The 21224-nt window shown below is 32.4% G+C and carries 19 protein-coding genes and 1 riboswitch; of the genes, 3 read left to right on the top strand and 16 right to left on the bottom strand.

Going from position 1 to position 21224, the window contains the following annotated elements; all coding sequences use genetic code 11:
• Positions 1–86: 86 nt before the first annotated feature.
• From LQ673_RS12400 to LQ673_RS12385, 4 genes are all read right to left on the bottom strand, one after another.
• Positions 87–1784, bottom strand: coding sequence for an FTR1 family iron permease (locus tag LQ673_RS12400; protein WP_204256201.1), 1698 nt, complete (start codon positions 1782–1784; stop codon positions 87–89).
• Positions 1759–2997 carry an iron uptake transporter deferrochelatase/peroxidase subunit gene (gene efeB, locus LQ673_RS12395; protein ID WP_191836273.1) on the bottom strand — a complete coding sequence of 413 codons (1239 nt, stop codon included), beginning with the start codon at positions 2995–2997 and terminating at the stop codon, positions 1759–1761. Before efeB ends, LQ673_RS12400 begins: the two co-directional genes overlap by 26 nt.
• A 6-nt stretch (positions 2998–3003) precedes the next feature.
• Positions 3004–3864 carry an iron uptake system protein EfeO gene (gene efeO / locus LQ673_RS12390; protein WP_037589373.1) on the bottom strand — a complete coding sequence of 287 codons (861 nt, stop codon included), beginning with the start codon at positions 3862–3864 and terminating at the stop codon, positions 3004–3006.
• 239 nt (positions 3865–4103) lie between these two features.
• Positions 4104–4733, bottom strand: a complete 630-nt coding sequence (locus LQ673_RS12385) for a PepSY domain-containing protein (RefSeq protein ID WP_191836272.1) — start codon at positions 4731–4733, stop codon at positions 4104–4106.
• 132 nt (positions 4734–4865) lie between these two features.
• Positions 4866–4965: riboswitch (SAM riboswitch) on the top strand.
• A gap of 74 nt (positions 4966–5039) precedes the next feature.
• On the opposite strand from LQ673_RS12385, the gene LQ673_RS12380 reads away from it, so the two are divergent.
• On the top strand, positions 5040–5258 hold the full coding sequence (locus tag LQ673_RS12380; protein WP_037589321.1) for a hypothetical protein: 219 nt from the start codon (positions 5040–5042) through the stop codon (positions 5256–5258).
• Positions 5259–5307: 49 nt separating this feature from the next.
• On the opposite strand, the gene LQ673_RS12375 is transcribed toward LQ673_RS12380, so the two are convergent.
• The 10 genes from LQ673_RS12375 to LQ673_RS12330 form a co-directional block, all read right to left on the bottom strand.
• Entirely contained in the window at positions 5308–6198 is an 891-nt protein-coding gene (locus tag LQ673_RS12375) for an NAD(P)/FAD-dependent oxidoreductase (protein WP_191836271.1), read from the bottom strand.
• A gap of 70 nt (positions 6199–6268) precedes the next feature.
• Positions 6269–6649 carry an RrF2 family transcriptional regulator gene (locus LQ673_RS12370; RefSeq protein ID WP_191836270.1) on the bottom strand — a complete coding sequence of 127 codons (381 nt, stop codon included), beginning with the start codon at positions 6647–6649 and terminating at the stop codon, positions 6269–6271.
• 124 nt (positions 6650–6773) lie between these two features.
• Positions 6774–8495, bottom strand: coding sequence for an ABC transporter ATP-binding protein (locus LQ673_RS12365; RefSeq protein WP_037589325.1), 1722 nt, complete (start codon positions 8493–8495; stop codon positions 6774–6776).
• Positions 8496–8933: 438 nt separating this feature from the next.
• On the bottom strand, positions 8934–10289 hold the full coding sequence (gene celB / locus LQ673_RS12360) for a PTS cellobiose transporter subunit IIC (RefSeq protein ID WP_037589326.1): 1356 nt from the start codon (positions 10287–10289) through the stop codon (positions 8934–8936).
• A gap of 21 nt (positions 10290–10310) precedes the next feature.
• Positions 10311–10814, bottom strand: coding sequence for a hypothetical protein (locus tag LQ673_RS12355; RefSeq protein WP_103361770.1), 504 nt, complete (start codon positions 10812–10814; stop codon positions 10311–10313).
• Between the two features lie 13 nt (positions 10815–10827).
• Positions 10828–11151, bottom strand: a complete 324-nt coding sequence (locus tag LQ673_RS12350) for a PTS cellobiose transporter subunit IIA (RefSeq protein ID WP_037589328.1) — start codon at positions 11149–11151, stop codon at positions 10828–10830.
• Positions 11152–11164: 13 nt separating this feature from the next.
• Positions 11165–13153: a BglG family transcription antiterminator gene (locus tag LQ673_RS12345; RefSeq protein WP_159315842.1), complete on the bottom strand. Its 1989-nt coding sequence runs from the start codon at positions 13151–13153 to the stop codon at positions 11165–11167.
• Between the two features lie 35 nt (positions 13154–13188).
• Positions 13189–13506 (bottom strand): PTS cellobiose transporter subunit IIB, encoded by a 318-nt coding sequence (locus LQ673_RS12340; RefSeq protein ID WP_037589330.1) that lies wholly within the window; start codon positions 13504–13506, stop codon positions 13189–13191.
• 17 nt (positions 13507–13523) lie between these two features.
• On the bottom strand, positions 13524–14954 hold the full coding sequence (locus tag LQ673_RS12335) for a 6-phospho-beta-glucosidase (protein ID WP_191836269.1): 1431 nt from the start codon (positions 14952–14954) through the stop codon (positions 13524–13526).
• Positions 14955–15421: 467 nt separating this feature from the next.
• Positions 15422–16336: a DUF7916 family protein gene (locus tag LQ673_RS12330; protein WP_191836268.1), complete on the bottom strand. Its 915-nt coding sequence runs from the start codon at positions 16334–16336 to the stop codon at positions 15422–15424.
• Between the two features lie 157 nt (positions 16337–16493).
• Here LQ673_RS12330 and LQ673_RS12325 point away from each other — a divergent pair, with 157 nt between their 5' ends.
• Entirely contained in the window at positions 16494–17417 is a 924-nt protein-coding gene (locus LQ673_RS12325) for an ABC transporter substrate-binding protein (RefSeq protein WP_191836267.1), read from the top strand.
• 90 nt (positions 17418–17507) lie between these two features.
• On the opposite strand, the gene LQ673_RS12320 is transcribed toward LQ673_RS12325, so the two are convergent.
• Both LQ673_RS12320 and adcA read right to left on the bottom strand, forming a co-directional pair.
• Positions 17508–18239, bottom strand: a complete 732-nt coding sequence (locus tag LQ673_RS12320; protein ID WP_191836266.1) for a class I SAM-dependent DNA methyltransferase — start codon at positions 18237–18239, stop codon at positions 17508–17510.
• Positions 18240–18327: 88 nt separating this feature from the next.
• Positions 18328–19941 carry a zinc ABC transporter substrate-binding lipoprotein AdcA gene (gene adcA / locus LQ673_RS12315; protein WP_239704791.1) on the bottom strand — a complete coding sequence of 538 codons (1614 nt, stop codon included), beginning with the start codon at positions 19939–19941 and terminating at the stop codon, positions 18328–18330.
• Between the two features lie 175 nt (positions 19942–20116).
• Here adcA and LQ673_RS12310 point away from each other — a divergent pair, with 175 nt between their 5' ends.
• Entirely contained in the window at positions 20117–21058 is a 942-nt protein-coding gene (locus LQ673_RS12310; RefSeq protein WP_126477839.1) for a nucleoside hydrolase, read from the top strand.
• Positions 21059–21224 lie beyond the last annotated feature (166 nt).

Below are 21224 nucleotides of genomic sequence, written 5' to 3'. Positions count from 1 at the left end.
TGTAAGACGATATATTATCATATCAATTACCACGAAAACTAAAAAACGCTAAGACAAATGCCTTTGTCTTAGCGTTTTAAATTACTCTATTTCTTCTTACTCATTGCATAGTAAATCACAACTAAAATGACTAATGCTAATTGTGGTATCAATGTTTCGTATGTTGGATAAAATCCTATTAAGTCTATGAATGGTAAGTGATTAATTGTGTGTTGTGGTACTATGTTTAATATTTGTAATGTATGAATACTTACGCCTAATATTTTAAATGCCAATATAAATATAAATAATGACATGATAAAGAATAAGCGATGTATTGGTAACCATTTTGTAATTTGGTTAAAGAAAATTGCGATTAACGCCAGTATGACGGATGCGACGATAATTCCTAATATTAATGACCATGTTGAGATTTTCCCAACGATACCTAAATAGAAGATAATCGTCTCTGCACCTTCTCTAAATACGGATAGGAAAGCGACTAACCCGAGAGTAACGATACTTCCTGTAGACATAGCTTTATCCATATTTTTATTGATGAAGTTCTGCCATGAATCTAAACTTGATTTAGAGTGCAACCAGATACCTACGATGATCATTAATATCACAGATCCAATACCTACTAAACCTTCTGTTAATTCTCTTGTTGAACCTAGGTTTTCAAATATCGCTTTAAATATGAAAGCTAACGCAATACTTAATACAATACCGATGACACTTCCTGTAACAATCCATTTTGATGCTTTTGTTTGTTCAGATTTACGTGTTACAGTAAGCAACGCCATAATAATGAGCAGCGCTTCTACACCTTCACGTAATAAGATTAAAGCTGCATCCCAAAATGTATAGCTCGTCTTAGAAATGGTTGATTTAATTTCTTGATTGAGCGTTTCTAACTGGCTACCAATGTCATCTTTATTATCTTCATCAAGTTGACCTGCATATTGAGGAATTTTCTGCTCTATTTTAGTGTACAACGCACCATTTCTCGTGCTAATTTCACTCTCAACATTTGGCCATGCAATAATAAATTGTTGTAACGCTTGCTTTGATTTAGCTAAATTATCATTTTTTATATTTTTAATCGCAGTATCTAAATGTTCATTTAAAATGTTAACATCTTGATCGCTTGTTTTAGCATCTGATTTTTTCCCTGCATGATAATCATCAAGTTCTTTTTTCAATTGATCAACTTGCATTTGTGCACTATTCGCGTCTACTTTATCTTTCGTTAATTCAATTCTTGTAAACATTAATGCAGTTTCAACTTGGCCATATCTGCCAATATCTTCTTCTCGCACAATTTTTTCATTCTTTGTCCAAGTCGCATTTAATTGATTGTTAATCGTTTTTGCTTTTTCAAAATCTTTATCTGAAATCGCCTTTGTTATATTTTTAATCAATGGCTGCATTTCATTTTGTAACTGATCTCGTTTCTTCTGTTTATCAACAGGATTTAATACTTTTTCATAATCAATTAAATCAGAAGTCAGTGTATTTAACGCACTTTCTCTATCTTTTTGAGACGTTGTTTTTTCAACTTTTTCGATATCTTGATCTATTTTTTTCACAAGTTTATGGTCTTTTTTATTCGTACTTTGCCAATTATCTTTAATCTCTTTGAAATGCTTGTCGAATGCCTTTTCGTCTTTATCTTGTATCGCCGATTTGGCATCCGTCACACTAATATAAATATCACTTAAGCTCGTTTCTGCTTTAGCGGTCAAAGATAACAGCATAAATAGTATTGCGACTAAACTAAATACGATTGAATAACGTTTCACCTAAATATCCTCCTTCTTGGACACCTGGTAAACATAGAAAAATACCTGAACCTCGATGTGTAATATATTCATTTAATTTATCAATAGCACCCATTTTACTTTGGATTTTAATAAATTGTTCCGGTGATTTTTGAAATGCTAGGAAGAGTAATCCTGCATCAAAAGCACCTGTATTTGCGTTTATACCATCTGAATATGAAAAAGATCTTCTTAATAAATTTGTTTTAGATGCTTTTGCTAAATTGACATGTGATTCTTTTTCTATCAAGTTCTCGCCATTTTTATCTTTAATATCAGGGTCAAATGTATCAAATTCTTTTTCTTTACCAATTGGCGCACCAGAATGACGGTATCTACCAAATGTGGCTTCTTGTTCACCTAAAGCCGTTCTATCCCAAGTTTCTAACAACATTTGAATTCTTCTTGCGACTAAATATGAACCATTTTTAGCCCAACCATCTTGTATAAAGACGTATTCATTCAAATCACTTTTATTTTGGACATTAGGATTACCTGTTCCATCTTTAAAAGAGAATAAATTTCTAGGCGTTTCTTTCTTACCATCTTTTTCTTCAAATGAGTTAAATCCAGCTTGGCTCCACTTCATTGAAACTTCACCTTTAGCCACTCTAATTAAATTTCTAATGGCATGAAAATTAACTTGTGGATCATCTGAGCATGCTTGAATACAAATGTCTCCACCTGAATAGTCTTCATCAATTTGATCTTTAGGAAAATGCGGTAAATCTTTTAATAAATCTGGTTTATGCTTTTTCAATCCAACTTTCTCAAAGAATGAAGGACTTATGCCAAAAGTAAGAGACAGACGACTGGCGTCTAAGCCAATCGTCTCCCCTGTATCTGGACTTGGTAACATTTTGTTTTTACCAAGCTCTTTTACATATTCACCATTCATTAAATGAACACTATAATTTGTCCATACTTTAAACATTTCTTTAACATCTGAAACTGACATTTTGTTAATGCTCAGAACGACAAAGTAAATATGTTTTTGTTGTTCTGTCGTGATGCCAGACTGATATTTACCATAGAAATTGATTTTATTTTTTACGCCTGTTTTATCTTTAGCAAAGTATTGAGATGCTAGAAAAGTACCGCCTACACCAGTAGAGCCTATCAGTAATCCCGCACCACCAACACCAGCGAGTTTTAGAAAATCCCTTCTAGCTATATGATTTTCTTTATTAGACATCAATCATCACTCCGTAATAACAGCCATTTGACTTAAAGATTCTCCTAATTTATCAACAGCTTCAGAAAGTTTTTTCGTTTCATCTTTAGATAGTTTCGTATAGTCTTCATATCCACCATCTTTAGTCTTATATTGATCTAATAATTTATTAACATTATCAAATCTTTCTTGAGTTGTATCAGCAAGTTTTTTATCTTTATCTGCTACTTTATCTTTAAATATTTCAAAGATTTTTTCTGCACCTTCGATGTTTGCTTTAAAGTCATATAAATCTGTGTGTGAATAAATTTCTTCTTCACCTGTAATTTTTGAGCTAGATACTTCATTTAATAAGTCGATTGAACCTTGTAACATTAATTTAGGTGTAACATCTACTGTATCTACTTTTGCACGTAACTCTTTAGTGTCTTTTAATAATTGATCAGCAACTGGTGCCATATCTTTAGTTGTATTATCTTCCCATAATGCTTTTTCAATTTTGTGGTAACCTGACCATTCGTCTTCTTTATTTTCTTCTTTCATATCTGCTAAACGTGCATCAATTTTCGGATCTAAATCACCGAAACTTTCAGCAACTGGCTCAGATCTTTCGTAGTACATACGAGCTGTAGGATATATTTCTTTCGCTTTTTCGATATCGTCTGCTTTAACCGCTTCAACGAATTTTTCAGTATCCGCTAAGAATTTATCTAATTGTTCAGTTGTAAAATCTTTATAAGCTTTTGTTTCTTTTGAGAAATCCGCTTTTTCAGACTTTTTCGTTTCCTTTGTTTCTTTTTTATCTTCATTTTCTTTCTTATCAGCGCTATTCCCACACGCTGTTAAAATTAAAGTACTTGCTAATAAAGTTGTTGCTAACTTTTTCATCATAACACTTCCCATCTAATTGATTATCATTATCATCTTTAATTTATGCCTATAATGTGTAATAGTCAATAAAAATTTTATAGAATTCATCAAAAATACAAATACAAGACTGTACCTATAGTGTTTATAAGCCTTAAGAAAATTTTCTTTTTTTCGAACATATTAATTGATAATGATAATCACTCAACGAACATAAAAAAACATAGGATAAAATGAATTATCCTATGTTCTATAATAAATTAATCTGTTTCTTGTTCTAGAATTTCTTTAGACTTAGCATCAATTGTAAATTCTGTTGATTCTTTATTACCTTCTTTTAGCTCAATAGAATAAACAAGTTTGCCGTTATCTTCACTAAGTGACCATTCTTTAATATCACCTTTAGCTTTGTCTTGTGCTACTTTAAGTGCATCTTCAAATTTAGCAACATCTGATAATTTGAATGTTTGATCATTATCATCGCTATCTTCTTGTTCTTTTTCAACATTCGTAACAGATTTATCATCTGCATTTATCAGCACTTTATTTTCATTTGTTCCATCAACTAATTCAACTTTATAACTCCACTCGCCTGTTTCTTTTTCAAAAGATAGATCCTTAAGTTCACCTTTTGATTCTTTTTGTGCAGCTTTTACAGCATCTTCTGGAGAGACTTTAACGTCATCCCATTTTACTGTATTTTCAGTTGCTTTGTCAGAAGATTGATCATCATCTGTATTTTGATCGTCGTTACTATTTTCTTTAGTTGTTTGTTCTGTTTTTTCATCATTTTGATTATCTTTTTTATCATTGTTATCATCGTCACCATTACCACATGCTGCTAACACGATACCTGCTGACAATAATAAAGAAAGCATTTTATACTTCATAATCTATTCCTCCTATGCTTCATATTCAGTTAATATATAGACCATCTCAAACTTTTTAAACATTTAGCTTTTAAAAAATTAGACAAAATGCAATTAATTCGTTATGATTAAGAAACAATAAAATAGCTCGTAGTCTTATTAAGAGTAGGCGGAGGGAATTGGCCCGATGAAACCTCAGCAACAGGCGTATGTACTGTGCTAAATCCAACAAGTTTAACTTGAAAGATAAGAAGATTCTCTAAACAGCTCTTCTTAATCTTAAGATGAGCTGTTTTATTGTAACTATCAAATTAGGAGGCAATAAATATGAGAACAAGAGACGATATTTTATCAGAACTATTAGAATTAAAGGCAAATCCACCAAAAAGCTTTTCAGGTTCAATAGCTAAGACCCAGAAGAAAAACGCTTTAATCCAAGAATTATGCAGAGTTGAGAACACAATACTACAACCAACTTCAGATTCCGAACACCACAATGTTCAATTCGGTGACTTTGAAATTAATATTAAAATAACTAAAAAATAAGCATAATAAAACAGGCTAAGACATTACATTATGTCCCAGCCTGTTTTATTTATGATTCCATAATGATTTGCATCGCTACAAATTTTGCGACTTGATTACCATTTGCTGCTGCGTCTATAAGTTGAGATGCCATGAAATCTTTACTTTCTCCTGCTACAAATAAACCTGGTATAGATGATTCACCTAACTCATTAATTTTTATTTTTCCGTTGTCTTCTCTTTCAATATTGAGCGCTTTTAAAAATTCAAAATCAGTATCCCACTTCACACCAATGATTGCACCGCTTCTATTGATACGTTCACCATTTTTAAAGATAACTTCATTAATTTGTCCTTCATGATGTTTAAATTCAGCTACTTCGCTTTCCACTAATGTGATATGTTTACTTTCAATAAACGCTTTATCTTCTTCAGTTAATAATGAAAAATCACGACTACTTATAACGATATCGTCTGTCCAATTGTTAATAAGTATCGCCATATGTTTCACATGTTCAGGTTGAACAGCTACAAGTAATGGTTGATGTCTCAATTCATATCCATCACACCAAGGACAATAAAAGACAGATTTGCCGTAACTTTCTTTTAAACCTTCAATTTCTGGTAATGTTTCTCGCAATCCTGTACATACCATAATTTTTTTAGCTTTATATTGTTGATTGGCTGTTTCAACAATAAAGTTATGCTCTTCTTTCAATATGTTTAACACAGTGTCATTGATACGTGTTACATCATCATATTGATCTACATCGTGTTCTGCTTTAGCTCTCAATTCTTCAGGTCTTACACCGTCTTGTGTTAAAAATGCATGTGAATGCTGTGTCACTTTATTTCTCGCATTATTATTGTCTATCACTAATGTCTTTTTTAAAGCTCTTCCTAACGTGAGTGCACTCGCTAATCCTGCTGGCCCTCCACCTATTACGATACAATCAAACATGGTATTTCCACCTTTCACAACTATTATAGAGTCGTAATATCTATAATTGATAGATAAAAAAAGATTTAACTTACATTAAATCTTTTAAAGTTTTATTTTTCAAAGCTTGCGTCATTTCATCTTCAGCAGAAGTTAATATCGCTTGAATCTTACATTCTGGACCATGATCAAAGCTATCTTCAAGTGTACTTTGATGACCATCAATTGCAGTAATAATATCATAGACAGTTATGTCTTCCCAATTATTAACTAAATAATAACCACCTTTTGCACCAGATGCAGATTTTATGACACTAGCTTTTACTAATTGCGTTAATATTTTAGATAAATATGTTACAGATACATTTAACGTTTCAGATAAACTTTTAACATTGATGGGCTGTTGGTCTCTTTTAGCAATTAAATATGCCAATGCATGCAGCCCATAGTCTGACCCTTTAGAAATCTTCATGTTACACCTCTTAATCATAGATATTACCACTCTATAATAACAACTTTAAAACGAAAGTCTATTATTTAGCTCAAAATATATAAATGAAGAGACCTTTTTCTTCAAAAAGATCTCTAGCATTATGTTAAAATTCATCAATTTGTTCAAATTGTGACATGTATAAATCTTTGTATTTACCGCCTTTATCCATGAGTTCATCATGACTGCCCATTTCTTGTATTTGACCTTGTTCGATATATACAATTCTATCGACATGTCTAATCGTACTCAATCTATGCGCAATGATCAGTGATGTTCGACCACGTGATAAATTCTTAAATGCTGATTGTATTTTATTTTCAGTTTCAACATCTAAAGCACTTGTTGCTTCATCAAGAATAATAATTGGCGGATTCTTCAAGAACATTCTCGCAATTGAAATACGTTGCTTTTGTCCACCAGATAATTTTGTACCGCGTTCCCCAACAACAGTATCTAAACCTTCTGGCAATTCATCTACAAACGTTCTTAATTGTGCTTGGTCAACTGCGTAATTAATTTCTTCTTCCGTTGCATTTAAATTACCATAAATAATATTATCTCTTAATGTTCCACCGAAAAGAAATACATCTTGCTGTACAACACCAATTTGTTTTCTTAATGATTCCAACTTATAAGATTTAATGTCTCGATTATTGATTTTAATCTTACCTTGTAACGGGTCGTAGAACCTTGGTAATAACGAACAAATTGTCGTTTTACCTCCCCCACTCGGTCCTACAAGTGCTACTTTTTCACCTTGTTCAATTTTGATAGATAGCTGATTTAAGATTAATTTCTCTGAATATTTGAATGATACATTTTCATATTCAATTGTATCTGGTTCATCTATAAATTCGATAGCATCGTCATTATCTTTAATTTCTGGATCCATATTTACGATTTCTTTGAAATTTTTAAATCCAGCAATACCTTTAGGAAACAGTTCAATAACCATATTAATAGATTCTAAAGGTTTAAATAACAGATTTGTAATCATAATAAATGCTACAAATCCACCATATGACAATGCTCCATTTAATACAAAATAACTTCCTAAAATCAGTACAAAGATTAACGTTAATTTTTGAGCAATATGACTAATCGACAAGTTCCAAGACATATAAGAATATGCTTTTAATTTTGTCGCTCTAAAATTATCATTGACCTTTTTAAATCTTGCTAATTCGTGACCTTCATTTGTAAATGCTTGTACAAGACGCATACCACCAACATTATCAGCAATAAGCTCATTAAATCTCGAAACATTGCTAAATAAGTTCTTAAAAGCACCTGACATCTTTTGATTAAAGTAAATCGTTAATACAAAAATAATCGGTACAACACAAAACGTAATTAGCGCGAGTTTCACATCGATCGTCAACATAATGACAAACGAACCGACAAGCGTCATCACAGCTACAAAGACATCTTCAGGTCCATGGTGAGCAACTTCTCCAATATCCATTAAATCGTTCGTTAATCGTCCAATGATTTTACCTGATTTTTGGTTATCAAAGAATCCAAAATTCATTTTTTGAATATGCTCGTAAAGCTCATTACGAATATCTCTTTCAATATTAGTCCCCAGTTTATGCCCCCAATACGTCACGATGAATTTCAATACAGATTCAACAACGTATATGAATAATAAAAGAAAAACAAAAATCACAATCCAACTCCAATTCTTAGTTGGCAATAGCTGATCTATAAATATACTTGTAATAAGTGGAAACACCAATTCGAGAATACCTACGAAAACAGCCGAACCAAAATCTAAGAAAAACAATCCTTTATAGGGTTTATAATATTGGAAGAATTCTTTCATAACGGACCTCCTAAATAAATTTCGACCAATTTTAATTATACTATAGAATTATATTTTTTCTGCACTTTTTAAGAATTTATTTAAAATTGTTTTTGTATCCGAAATAAAATGGATGATGGCGTGGTGCGCGGTGGGTTTTCGGGTCGATAAATTTTTTTATCGGTCCATATTTCTCGTTTCTGGACCGGTAAATTTTTTTATCGGTCCATATTTCTCATTTCTGGACCGGTAATTTATTTTATCGGTCCGTATTTCTCATTTCTGGACCGGTAAATTTTTTTATCGGTCCATATTTCTCGTTTCTGGACCGGTAATTATTTTTATCGGTCCGTATTTCCCGTTTCTGGACCGGTAATTATTTTTATCGGTCCAGAAATTACACAACACAAAAAGGAAAGAGGCAACGCCACCTTAGCGTTGCCTCTACATCTCAAACTTCTATATTAATGCGTCGTTTCCTTTTTCTTGTTCTACTAATTTTTTATCATATATCTTAATAAATGGGAACCAGATTAAGAATGCTACAAATCCACAAATTAATGAAACGAGTACTGCCATCAGACTTCCTGCTGTTCCAATAAATGCCCCAAATCCAATAGGCGATGGCCATGGTACTTGTGCAATAATTGGTTTCACGAGTTCTAATTTAATTGTCCAATACCCTATTGAAGCTGATACCATTGGTGCTAAGAAGAATGGAATGGCTAAGAATGGGTTATAAACAATTGGTAATCCAAATACAAGTGGTTCATTAATGTTAAATAATCCTGGTGCTAACGATGCTTTTCCTAATACACGTAGTTGCTCTGATTTAGCTAAAAATGCGATAAACACACATAGTCCTAATGTCGCACCTGATCCACCCATAACAACGAATGAGTTCTGGAATTCACCAGCAAATGGAATATTTGCTCCTTCAATATTTAATTGCATGTTTGATAAGACAATTGGCGTAATAAAAGCACTGATAATATTTGCGCCATGTATACCTACAATCCAAAGTGCATGAATTAAGAAGTAAATCACGAGTATACCAATCCAACTACTTGTTAAGTTAACAACAAATCCAAATGGCACAGCAATAATTTTGAAAATATCCGTATCAAAAGCTACTAATATTCCTGTAAACGCCAGTATAACGAAAGCAACTAAGAATGCTGGAATTAATGCTGTAAATGATCTTGAAACCCCTTCTGGTACCGCTTCTGGCATTTTAATAATCCATTGACGTTTTACACATAGTCTATATAATTGAACAGCTATAATAGACATGATAATTGCTGTAAATATCCCGGTCGTACCTAGCCTACTGACACCATCACCAGACATTTCCCAACCATTAAAGATATTAACATCTTTTTTCATGATATTAACTAAGACCATTTTACCGTCATCCATTACTAACTGTGGAATTGCCATAAAGTAAGCAAACATAGATAATAATGCACCGTTAAGTGGGTTAACATCTAAATCTTCTTCCTCTGCATAAATTTTAGTATATTCATAACCAATGACTAAACAGAAATATAAGGCTAGTATTCCCATCGTTGCTTTATTGGCTAACATGTACAAATCACCAATTTTTAAAAATGTACTATTCCAAAATCCTTCTAAAAACGTAAAAGTCTGTGGAATAACGTTTAACACTAAAAACATTGATCCTACAATTGTAAAAGGTATACACGCCATACCAGCTGCCATAATCGCTCTTACAATTCTAAATGAAGCAATTTTCCCCATTGGACCCATTAAATACTTCTCTAAAAAAGCAAAAACTTTATTTTCTGATCCCATATCAAGACCCCTTTTCTTTGATTAGTTCATTGCATTTTCAAATCTTTGTAGTCGTTTATAATGCCAGTCTTTATCGTGTCGAATATTGTGTAATCTAAATAAGATGAATCCGCTGATGCATAAGCCACATACCAGTATGCCAACTACGAAAAGTCGAGACGCTGATTGATCCACAATAAATGGATATAAATATTGGAATAATGGTGTGAATAATATAATAGGTATAAGCAATAGATTGATTGTACTTATACTTAAAAAGCAATAATAAGTATATTTCGCTTGATTCGAATGATTACCATACATTCTGACTTGTTCTGCAACACTGATCAAAATCACAATCATCAACACAAGTGGCAGTATCAATGCTAAAGAGCGACTCATCACAAGTGTAAAAAACCAATATAAATTCGAAAAGAAGAACAAAGCAGACATATATCTCACTAATAAAAATCGATTAAAATACATAGCTTTGAGACTTGTTTCTCTTCTATTTTTTTCAATTTTATTTTTCGTTTCTTGATCCATTTTTATCCCTCATTTATACTGCATCATTTACCTTTTGATACAAATGCAACATCTCAATTGCGACTTCTTTTAACGTCATCGTTGTCATGAGATGATCTTGTGCATGAACCATAATAATTTCCATATTAATAGACTCACCTGATGCATATTTTTGTAGTAAATCCGTTTGAGATTGATGCGCTAACGTTATCTCTTGGTTTGCTTCATCTAATAGTTGTTCCGCTTCTTCATAGTTGTTTTCACGCATCTTTTTAAAAGCATCATGTATATTTGTACGCGCTGTACCACTATGTAAAATAATTTCAAAAGCAACAACTTGAATTTCTTCTTGTTCCATAGACTAACTCCCTTTACTTGTGATATTGACCAATCATATAGTTTTTAAAGCTGTTATAATCCTTACAATTCATAAGTTCAGAAATTTTGTCATCTGAATCTATGAGGTTCACGATAATATCGATGATCGTTTTGAGCTCATTGTCGTTATATTTTGAAGGTGATAACATAATGATTAGCTTAATATTCGGAAACTGTTCATTCCAATACACCCCGCCAGGCACAAGTGCTACCGCTATACTTGAATAATCTCCAACTGGTTGTGCTGTATGTGGAACAGCTACTTCATCACTGAATACAACTGTACTCAACTCTTCTCTATACCGAAGTTGTCGTTTCAACTTCTCTTCAAAACACGGCTCTTCTTTAATACTTAATTGCTGGATCAAAAGCTGATATAGCTGATGTTTAGTGATTGGTTCTTCGATATAATTAAATGCATGTTCACTGCAATATTGACTAAAGAAAGAACTATATTGTTCAAGTGCCATATTCTCTTCTAACACATGGTTATATGAAAATTTCGAATCATGATGATGAATAAATGTATTAATTTTCTTAATATCTTGATCATTGAGTAATACATTCACTTGTATGACAGGCACTTTAAATACGATAGTTGATAAATCAATAGATGAAATAATTAAATCAATATTTTCTAATTTTTCGTCTGTTATTTCATAGTAGCTAATCACATCAATGATATTCATCTGTATACTAAATTCTCTTTCTACTCGAACCTTTAACATCTGTGCACTACCATAACCAGTTGCACAAATAACGAGGACATTTAACTTTTCTCTTTGGTAATATTTTTCAATAGCTGCAAGTAAATGTAATGTTAAATACGCCCATTCTCCTTCACTGACATCTTGGTCTTTTAACTCTTCTAATTCACCAAAATAATTTTTTGTCATCGTAAGTGACGCTTCATTTTGTGATTTAATGTCATTCAAAATTGGATTTTCCAAGTGAATATTATTGCGAATTCGTTTAATCAACGGCTGTAAGTGAGTCACTAATCCATACAATAATTGACTGTCTGACGACATTGGAAATCCAAAATCCGCTTCTATTTTTCCTAATATTTGAGATACGCGATGAGATAAATCACTCTCTTCATCGCTTTCTTGTTGTTTTGAACCTTTGCTCATAATATGCAAACTAATATACTTCGCTTCTTCTTCTGGAAACGATATTTGATAAATACGTTCAACACGGTTTAAAATTTTTCTCGCGACTGACAATTCATTTTCTGTTAATACCTCTTCATTTGAAGCAATTGTTTTTAAACAATGCCCATCTAACAGTCTTCTGATCATCAGTCCTAAATGTAATACAAGATTTTGGAGTATATAATCTGATAAATATACTTTAGATTCTCTCGTTTCATCTACAACAATGATTGCCAACTCTTCCATATTAATTTGCTGCAAAAGTGGCGTATCTTGAAAATACTTATTAATTGAATGAAAGAAACTATTTCCTAAGAAATAATCCATGATAAAATGACGTTTATCTCGTTCATCTCCATCAATTCCGATACCATGTTGCTGTTTGCTTACAAGTTCTAAATCATATTGCGCAATCATCTTTTTTATATTTGCGATATCATGAGATATTGTGGATCTCGAGATAAATAATTGTTCGCTTAACTGCTCAATCGTAATAGCTGTCTTATTAAAAAGTAATAAATTCAAAATATAATATTGTCTATCTTTTGAATCATTAATACTTTCTTGATTCACAGATTTAGTGCTCAAATATCTTTTTAAAAAATTTTCAAATTCAATCATTAAATTGATTTTGAGTTGATAACCATACCCTTGTTTAGCAATTAAAGTTGCTCCATTTTTTTCAATTTCAGGTTTAAGGGTTTTGATATATTTTCGAATCGTTCTATCTGAGAGTTGCAAGATCGTTGCAATTTCTGAGCTTTTGACAAATTCATTACGTCGCTGTGATAAATAACTGAGTATATCTATTTCTCTTTGACTAAGCATAAGCTTCCCTCATTTCATAGAGAATATTATACTGATTATTCTATGTCTTGCAAAATTACACTCGCCAATTTTTCAATGCCCATTGGAATCGGAACATATGCTTGTGGTGGGATATTCACAACTGGTTTATTAACTCTATCGCCAGCTTCTTTTAACTTTTTAAAATACATTTTAGTTTGTGGACTCACTAAATATAAATCGAAAGATTGTTTTTCAATCATTTTGCCGCCTTCATTTGCTGAAACGGCATCGACTTCAATGTCATGTCCTTTTTCTTGTAAATAACTCGTTGTTTTTTTAGCCATAAGTGATGATGACATACCTGCTGCACATATAATTAACGCTTTTTTCATAATAAAACCTCCAAATGTTATAATTGTTCTCCGTTACTTGCAATAACTTTTTTGTACCAATAGAATGAATCTTTTTTAGAACGGTCTAAGGTACCATGACCTTCGTTATCTTTATCTACATAAATAAAGCCGTATCTCTTTTTCATTTCGCCAGTTCCGGCAGATACTAAATCTATACAACCCCATGGTGTATATCCCATTAAATCGACACCATCTTCATCGACCGCTTTAATAAATTGTTCGATGTGAGTTTTTAAATATTCAATTCTATAATCATCATGGACAATGCCGTCTTCACCAAGTTCATCAATAGCGCCGAAGCCATTTTCAACAATAAACAATGGTAAATGATACATATCTGTAAACCAGTTCATCGCATACCTTAAGCCTTCAGGATCAATTTGCCATCCCCAATCTGAAGCTTGTACATAGTCATTTTTTACTAAATCACGTGTTTCAACATAATCATATTTATCGTTAGATTTTTCATGTGAAATTGCGAATGACATATAATAACTAAAGCCAATGTAGTCAACTGTGCCTTGTTTCAAATCTTCAATATCTTGATCTATAATATCTAAATTGAACGATTTATCTTTGAAATACTGTGTCATATAACCTGGATATGCACCATGAACATGGACATCCGTAAAGTAATATCTCTTTTGCATCGCTTTTTGAGCCATTAAGATATCTTTCGGATTACAAGTTGCCGGATATACTGGACACATTGCTATCATGCACCCTATTTCAAAGTCTGGATTAATGTCATGACCAATTTTTGTTGCTTGAGCGCTTGCAACCAATTCATAATGTGCTGCTTGATACATAATTTGTTCACGATTTTCACCAGGTTGATATTTCACGCCTGAATTCGTAAATGGCGCAAAATCTTCATCAAAGTTAGATTGGTTATTAATCTCATTGAACGTCATCCAATATTTAACTTTGTCTTTATATCTTTCAAAACAAACTGTTGCAAATCGAACGAAGAAGTCAATCACTTTCCTATTTCGGAAGCCACCATACTCAGTTACAAGGTGATAAGGTAATTCAAAGTGAGACAATGTTACGACAGGTTCAATCCCGTGCTTCAAACACTCATCAAACAAATCATCATAGAATGCTAAACCTTGTTCATTAGGTTCTTGATCATCACCATTCGGAAAAATTCTTGACCATGCGATCGAAGTTCTGAAACATTTAAAGCCCATTTCACTAAACAATTGAATATCTTCTTTATATCGATGATAAAAATCAATCGCTTCATGGTTTGGATAATATTTACCTTCAATAACGCCATCTGTAATTTCTCGATGTTTCCCGTGAGAAGCTGCAGTCATAACATCTGCAACACTGATTCCTTTACCATCTTCTTGCCAAGCACCTTCAAGTTGATGCGCCGCTACAGCACCTCCCCATAAAAAATCCTCTGGTAGTTTTGACATTGAAACCTTCCTCCTTTAATCAAACATTTCTTAATACAATTTTATTGTAAACGTTTTCATAAACGAGTAGCATATCGAAAAGTTCCGTAGTATTACGGAAGTCTTTTATAATAGGTAGATTTTATGCAGATTTGGATGATTTATTATTGTGATTGGGCAGTTGATTATAGTGAGGTGAGGTTTTCGGGTCGATAAATTTTTTTATCGGCCTGTAAATCCCGTTTTCGGGTCGCTATTTTTATTTATCGGCCTGCAAATCCCGTTTTCGGGTCGCTATTTTTTTTTATCGGCCTGCAAATCCTGTTTTCGGGTCGCTATTTTTATTTATCGGCCTGCAAATCCCGTTTTCGGGTCGATATTTTTATTTATCGGTCCATATTTCCCGTTTCTGGACCGATACTAACTTTCCAATCAAATATGAAAAGGATGAGACAGCCCACGCTGTCTCATCCTCTCTTCATTCTTATTTATCTATTAATTGATCTTGCTATTCTAGATACTGTATGGCGTTGTCCTCTAATAGCTTTACTCAATGCATATATATTCTCAACTGGTGCTAATCCACCATATCCTGCATCACCTATATGTTGAATATCTACGCCTAATGTTTTATTTTTGATAGCTATTTCTCTAATTGTCGCCTCATCCGAACCTTCTTGTGATGTACCGATCGCACTCATTACTAATGCGCCATGTTTATGTGCAACTTGAACTGCTTCTCTTACTTCTTCTTCACTGACACCCCATACTGTTCCTACTGCCGGCACTAATATAATATCTGCTCCAGCTTCTACAAAATTCGTTATCGCTTCTAAATTAACGACAGGCTCATCTACACCTGAGCCGTGCATCTTACCAGCAATAATGAGTCCATTAAAATGAGATTTCCCTACTTTAATCGCTTCTAAAATATGATTGTTTGTAACGCCTGTTGCTGGATTCCCAGTTAAACATACAAAATCAAAACCTAATTTTTCAGCTTGTATAAAAGTTTCTTTAGTCGCTTTTCTACCTGCAGAAATATCCAGTTTCACTTCTGCCATATTCGCTTGATCATCAACTGGTTCTAAATTTACGCCAATAGGTCTACCGACAAGTTTCTTTAAATCTTGAACAGCATTGCCAGAACCTTGATAAGCTTCATGGTATAGTCCTTTTATTTCTGGTTCATTGACATCTAAAGCATTCAGTAAAATCATATCCGCTCCAAAAGCAGTCGCCATTTCCGCATTTGTAATATCTTGAACTAAAGCAGGCGTATGTACGACAACATTCTCACTAAGTACCGTTCTACCTTCACTCGCCTTAATACTTTGCTTCAATTCCTCTGATGTAAAGCTCAAAATATCAGACGTATTTGCACTAATTAATCGTTTAACCAAAATATTCACCCCTTCTTTTACTAACACAAACCAAAGATATATTTAAAAAATAACAAAGTCAAATTAATTTAAAAATAAAGTATTGAATAATTAATGTTGATTGCTATAATTTAAATGATATTGATTATCATTATCATATTTTTGGAGGGTTTAATTTATGAAAAGATTAATAATTTTTTGCTTATGCTTATTATTTTTCTTGGCAGCTTGTAATAGCTCAGATACTAAAGAAAAGTCGTCAGAAACAAAATCGGATTCTTCATCTGATACTAAAGTATTTAAACAAGATGATGGTGAAAAAATCAAAATACCTAAAGATCCGAAAAGAATTGTCGTATTACATCCGACATACATAGGTGCATTAGTTGAATTTGGCCATAAACCTGTTGGGGTCATCGATTTTGTGAAACAAAATAAAACTTTATCTGATGCTACTAAAGGTGCAAAAATGTTAGGTCAAAATAATGTTGAAGATATTGCTAAAACAAAGCCGGATTTAATCATTACTACTAAAGAAGATAAAAACATTAATAAACTCAAAAAAATTGCACCAACTGTCCAAATGGATGCTATGAAATCAGACTACAAAGCTGCTACTAAAGAACTTGGGGAAATTGTAAATGAACAAGACAAAGCCAAAAAATGGATAAAAGATTGGGAAGAAAAACTTGAAAAAGATAAAAAATCTTTAGGTGATAAAGTAGACGGGAAAACTATTACAGTCCTACAATCAACACCAAAAGGTTTAACAGCTTTCGGTAAAAACTATGGACGTGGTACAGAAATTGTTTACGGTGGTTACGGAATGACACAACCTGAAAAATTAGAAAAAGAAACAAAGAATGCTTATATGGCAACGCCATCTGAAGAAGAACTTTCTGATTATACGGGTGATTATATTATACTAGCAACAATGGGAGAAACACCACAATTCACACAAACAACTAACTGGAAAAACCTTGATGCAGTTAAAAACAACCATGTTATCGAATTAGATTTACAACAAACGCAATATAATGATCCAATTTCACTAGAAAAACAAAGAGAAATCATTTTAAAACAACTAAAAGAAATGAAATAAAATATTACTGAGCATCGCTTTTAGCACACGTATAATGTTTTCAACTTTATACGTGTGTCTTTTTTTAAATATTAACTTGTTCTACTTCTTCTACTTTTTCTTTGCTTTTACTAATAGAAATGGTGGGAATTGTTTCAACTTATTGATACGTGCTTGATCGTACATTTTAAATACTTCCTCAGACTGCCCAAGGTCTTTTACACATTGAATTTCAAAGTCATTTTCTATTAAATTATTGAAGATTGTCTCAATTGTATGATGATATTTATAAACATCAGCACCTAGCCAATTTGCTGAACGAGATGACTCATCAAAATAATGTTCCATTCGTAAAAATATGCCATTGTCATCTTCTAGTGCAACTTCGGGTTCTTTAGTGGCTGTTTGTATAGGATGTTCCATTGTAAAGAGTAACGAGCCACCACTATTTAAGAGCTGATTCAACTTCTCGGCGCATCTCTTAAAATCTTCAATATAATGAAACACAAGTGAAGATACGATTACATCATACGTTTCATTCGTCTCAAAATCCATAAATGATTCATGATATAACGTGACATTGTTAGAATTGAATTTTTCGCGACTTGCGTTAATCATATTGAGTGACTCATCTATTCCTGTAATATGTTTAGGATGTAATTTCAACATATGCGCAATTAAATGCCCCATACCACAGCCAATATCAAGTACTGTTTTGCCATTTAAATTTGGCATTAACCGCTTCATCTCAGGCATTTCAACGACTTCGTTATAACTTAATGCATGATTTCTTTTTTGTTTATAGCCTTCAAAGAAATCATCTTGATCATAAATATTTGTCATCTGATACATCTCCCTTTTATTAAATTTAGTATAGCAATCATTTATATAAAAAAGAACCTGAGACCACCGTGGTCTCAAGTTCTTTACTTTAATGTGCTAACATTTCTTCTTTAACTTCGTCTTTAGATAATTTAGCTGGATAATATGTTGGCCAGTTGTCTAATTCTTTTAAGACTTTATCTTTATCATTGCCCGTGAATATATGGAAATGTGCAGCTTTTTTAGGATAAATATTGTGATCGCTAAATTGTACATATTTCGGTAAGTTATCGTTTGATTCACCTTTTAATTTAAATGTGTATCTTACGCCTCTATTACCTTTTTCATATTTCAAGATATCATAGCCATCGTACTCATATTCTCCAGTTGTTGTTTTGCCTTCTTTAGTGAAACTGATTTTATTGCCGGCAATTTTGATGTTTTCGACATCTGTTTTATACCCTTTATCATAATAAGCTTTATATTCTTTTTCAGACATTTTGCCATCTTCTTCAGCTTTATGTTCGAAGACTTCATCAAGTGTGCCATCTTTTAAATATGGATATACTGATTGCCAGTCACCTTCATAATCAGATAGTTTACGGTCTTTTACTTGTGAATCTTTGAAATACCCTTTTTCAATTGCTTTATCATGAGATGCAGCTTTCTTGTCATCTTTTGTTGTAATCTTGTCGTTTAATGATTTTTCGATATTTTTAATATTTTCTTTCATTAATGACTGATATGAAAGGTCTTTTTCTTTTAATTGTTCTTTCGTTAAAGATTCCATATTATTAAACGTTAATGGCTTAGCATCTGTTTCTTTACGAATTGTTTCTGTAATTTTTGATGAAATATTGCTTTCATATAAGATGTATTTCGCATCTGTATCTTTAATTTCTTTAACAATTTCAGTTAATTCTTTTTGTGATGGATCTTCAGCATTCATACTTTGAACACCTTTTTGAACAAATCCATAACGATTTGCTAAGTAACCTAAAGATTCATGAGAGATAAATACTGTATGGCCTTCATGACCTTTAGTAGCATCTTTTAATGATTGATCGATATCCGATAATTCATTATTTAATTTTTTATAATTTTTCTCATAATCTGCTTTATGGTCTGGGTCTTTCTTAATTAATTCATCTTTAATTCCTTTGATCATTTCTTGGTCGATTTTAGGATCTAACCATACATGAGGATCAAATCCACCGTGGTGATGATGTTCATGTTCGTGGTGATGATGTTCATGTTCGTGTTCATGCTCTTCATGGTCTTCTCCATGTTCATGATGTTCATCTTCGTCATCATGATCTTCCCCGTGCTCGTGACCATGTTCATGTTGATCTGTTAAAAGTTCTGATTGATCCATACTATTTTGAAGTGATAATTTTTTATCATCTTTTTTAATAGTTGAGGCAATTTTCTTTGCTACTGGATCTAAATCATCTCCTGTATAAACAAATAAATCCGCTTTACTCGCGTTTAAAATATCTTTTTGCGTTGGTTCATAACTATGTAAGTCTGTTCCTGCAGGATAAATTGATTCTACTTCTACATGCTTACCGCCAATTTGTTCTATAAAAGATTTCAATGGGTAAACTGTCGTCTTAATCTTTAATTTATCAGAATCATTATTTTTGCTATCTGTTTGATTACAGCCAGCTAATACCATACAAATTGCAAAAACAACTGTTAGTACCCCAATCCATTTTTTCATCTCGTACACTCCTTATACAAATAGTAACGTTTACGATTTAAAATTATATACGTATATTTGTTAAAAAACAAGACCTTATTTAGAATAATTTTTTATAGTCTGTTTATTTTGTTTAGTTGAAAACGCTTTAGTATAATGACATCAAGACATACATTAATTAAGAGGACGTGTTTAAATGTTACAAAATAGAAAAATCATCATGGATTGTGATCCTGGGCATGACGATGCTATCGCATTAATATTGGCTGGTGCTCAATCTAGTCCATTAAATATCTTAGCAGTGACAACAGTTGCGGGGAATCAATCAGTAGATAAGAATACAACAAACGCTTTAAACGTATTAGATATTATGAATAGAGGCGACATTCCTGTTTCAGTCGGTGCTGACAGACCTTTAATTAAGAAAGCTGCATTTGCTGAAAGTATTCATGGTGAAAGTGGCTTAGATGGTCCTGAATTACCAAAAGTTCCAAACTTAAAGCCTACAAACCAGCATGGTGTAAATGTCATAATTGAAGAAGTCTTAAATAGTAACGAACCTATAACACTCGTAGCAACAGGACCGTTAACAAATGTTGCGATGGCACTTATCCAAGAACCTAAAATCGCTCATAATATAGAAGAAATCGTCATTATGGGCGGTGGAACGTTTGGGAATTGGACACCAACAGCTGAGTTTAATATTTGGGTTGATGCAGAAGCAGCGAAAAAAGTATTTGAAAGTGGTATCCCGGTTGTTGTCTTCGGATTAGATGTGACGCATCAATTATTAGCAGATGATGCTGTAATTGAAAGATTTCATCAAATCAATAATCCAATTTCTCATTTCGTAGTTGAGCTCTTAAAGTTCTTTAAATCTACATATAAATCACAATTCGATATGGATGGTGGTCCTATTCATGATGCTTGTACAATTCTCTATTTGCTGCATCCTGAAATATTCACGTTACAAAAAACATTTATCCAAATTGAACATCAAAGCGACCTCACATATGGCACAATGTCTGTAGATTTGCATAATACTTATAAACAAGAACCTAACGCCTATTTCGCTACAGAAGTGAACGTAGACTTAGCATGGGACATCATGGAAAAAGCATTAAAAAGTTATGAATAAAAAAACTCTCGCTCTTTATTACATATTGAGCGAGAGTTTTTTTATTAGTTCTATAATTAGATTTTAATACATCATAATGTAGGATAAGTTATTTTATAAAATTGATATTACAAAAGGAAATTAGTTTTCAACTAAATTATTTATTTCTTTTTATCATTATTGTTAA

It is taken from the genome of Mammaliicoccus sp. O-M54 (assembly GCF_022386035.1).
Classification (GTDB): domain Bacteria; phylum Bacillota; class Bacilli; order Staphylococcales; family Staphylococcaceae; genus Mammaliicoccus; species Mammaliicoccus sciuri_A.
The sequence above is the reverse complement of the archived record's forward strand: the minus strand, read 5'-3'. Positions and strand labels throughout refer to the sequence as shown.